This window comes from Nocardia pseudovaccinii NBRC 100343, from assembly GCF_001613225.1.
GTDB lineage: Bacteria > Actinomycetota > Actinomycetes > Mycobacteriales > Mycobacteriaceae > Nocardia > Nocardia pseudovaccinii.
The window spans coordinates 1-2,391 of record NZ_BDBY01000465.1; the positions used below are offsets into that span (position 1 = coordinate 1).

Here is a 2,391-nt window from a genome sequence, read left to right on the forward strand (position 1 = left end):
CAGCGGGCTCAGCGACGACTCGCTCAGCGACGGCTGACTCAGCGTCGGCTCGCTCGGTAACGGCGGGCTCAGCCTCGGTAGGGTCCGTGCAGCGGGGGGCATCGCGCCACTTGCGAGCGCAATCGTGCAGTGCTGCAACAACTCCAGCACTCGAGCATGTCCCGGTTCCTGACCGAGCGCGGTCGCACACTGGGCCAGCGCCTCGGCATGGCGGCCACGATCGATCAGCAACTCGATGACCCGCACCCGCAGCGCGAGCACCTCCGGACTGCGCTCCAACGCCGCCAGCATTTCGGTCAGCACCAGATCATCGGACACACCGATCCCCCTGTTCACCTCATGAGCTCGTTGATTCTAGTGCCCCGTCCAGATAGGTTGCCGCGCTATCCAGTCCAGTCCGGTCTGCTCACCGAGTGCAGTCGAAATGCGGCACGACACGCCCAGCGGCACCGCCGTATGGCTGAGCTCGACGGATCTCGATTACCTCAGAAGTTAGCTGGACGCGGCTTTAGATTGCGGTACGCGAGTCCGTGCCGACCCGAACCACCACCCGCGGATAGCCTCCAGTGCCAGGGACCTGCCCGTCGAGCGGCCATGCCGCATCTGATCACGGTCGCCGGGTGGCGCGGTGCGGCGGCGTGCCGCCCGCAGTCCGCCGGTGAATATCCGGTCTCGAGTGCGAAGACGTCGGCTTCAGCCGTGATGGCACGGGTCGGGCACCAGCTCCTGCTGGGCTCGTCCGAGCAACTTCGGGCAGTCCAATAGATACCAATCGGTGGGTTTCATGGTCGGCCGCAGTATGCGTCCGTGCTGTACAGGCAGGTCCACGCTGCACCGCAGCTGGGAATTTCTCGGGACCAATCTCGACAGTGCGCATCGCGGCAGATCGGGCCAGGTGATTTGCGTTGTGCGCATCACATCGCAGGTCATGGAATAGATCCGGACGGCGGACCGTTGATCACCCCTGTCGGCGTCCGGACAGCCCCGGGCCTCACCCCATTCGTCGCTACGAGCGACCACTCGCCGAGAGGCGCTTGTGGGACGTCGGCACTTAGAGTCGTGACGTTGGCGTGGCGTCCGGCGACTCAGCGCCGCCAGGTTTACCAACCTGGCGGCGTTTTGTATTTCCGCCAGCGGCTCGGCTCGTGGTCGACCGCGATGTGGTCGATGATGCAGCCATGGCAACGCACGGCGACGCGCTGCGACGCAGGCTCGGACTCACCGACTCGGTGGTCATCGGGCTCGGGTCCATGGTCGGCGCCGGTATCTTCGCCGCACTTACTCCCGCGGCGGGCGCGGCGGGCAGTTGGCTGCTGCTCGCCCTGGCTGTGGCCGTACTGCTCGCTTACTGCAATGCGACGTCCTCGGCGCGGCTGGCGGCGCGGTATCCGGTATCGGGCGGGACGTATGTGTATGGACGCGAGCGTCTGGGTGCGTTCTGGGGATATCTGGCCGGGTGGGGATTCGTCGCGGGTAAGACCGCATCGTGTGCGGCGATGGCACTGACAGTGGGCGGATATGCGTGGCCGGAACATTCGCGGGTCGTCGCGGTCGCGGCGGTTGTCGCGATCACCGCGATCAACTACACCGGCGTGCAGAAATCGGCGCTGGCCACCCGGATCATCGTGGCGGTGGTACTGGCCGTGCTGGTGCTGGTTGTCGCGGTCGGTTTGTCCGGAAGCCATTCCGCCGCAACGACTCTGCCGGACCGAATCGGACCGCGCGGAGTCCTACAGGCCGCGGGATTGCTGTTCTTCGCCTTCGCGGGATATGCCCGCATCGCCACCCTCGGCGAGGAGGTGCGCGACCCGCAACGCACGATTCCACGGGCCATCATGATCGCGCTCGGGATCGCGCTGACGGTCTATGCGCTGGTGGCAGTGGCCGCGTTGGAGGCACTCGGGTCTGCGGGCCTCGCGCATGCGATCGATCCACTGGCCCGGGTGGTCTCGACGGCCGGGGTGTCCGGGCTGGCCCCGGTGGTCCGAGTCGGTGCGGTGCTCGCGGCCGCCGGATCGCTGCTCGCGCTGATACTCGGGGTTTCGCGCACGGTGCTTGCGATGGCACGCGACAGATATCTGCCGGGTTCACTGGCCGCCGTGCATGTGCGATTCGGTGTGCCGCATCGGGCGGAGCTGGCCGTCGGGGCGGTGGTGGCCGTCATCGCGGGGACCTTCGATTTGCGTGCGGCCATCGGGTTTTCGTCGTTCACGGTGCTGGTGTACTACCTGATCGCCAATGTATCGGCGGCGACGTTGACCGGGGATCGTCCGCCACGCTGGGTGCCGCTCGTCGGCGCGGCGGGTTGCGTGATTGTCGGGCTGTCGCTTCCGCTCGTTTCGGTGCTGACCGGCCTCGCGGTCCTCGGCGTGGGCGCTAGCTTGTTCGCGG

2 protein-coding genes are annotated in these 2,391 nt (G+C 67.0%); one reads left to right on the forward strand and one right to left on the reverse strand.

Annotated elements, in window-relative coordinates:
- Positions 1 to 318: tetratricopeptide repeat protein (locus tag NP3_RS45895; RefSeq protein WP_373864845.1), on the reverse strand; the 318-nt coding region annotated here is incomplete at its 3' end.
- An 860-nt stretch (positions 319 to 1,178) separates the two neighbouring features.
- Here NP3_RS45895 and NP3_RS45905 point away from each other — a divergent pair.
- Positions 1,179 to 2,391: APC family permease (locus NP3_RS45905; protein WP_063047961.1), on the forward strand; the 1,213-nt coding region annotated here is incomplete at its 3' end.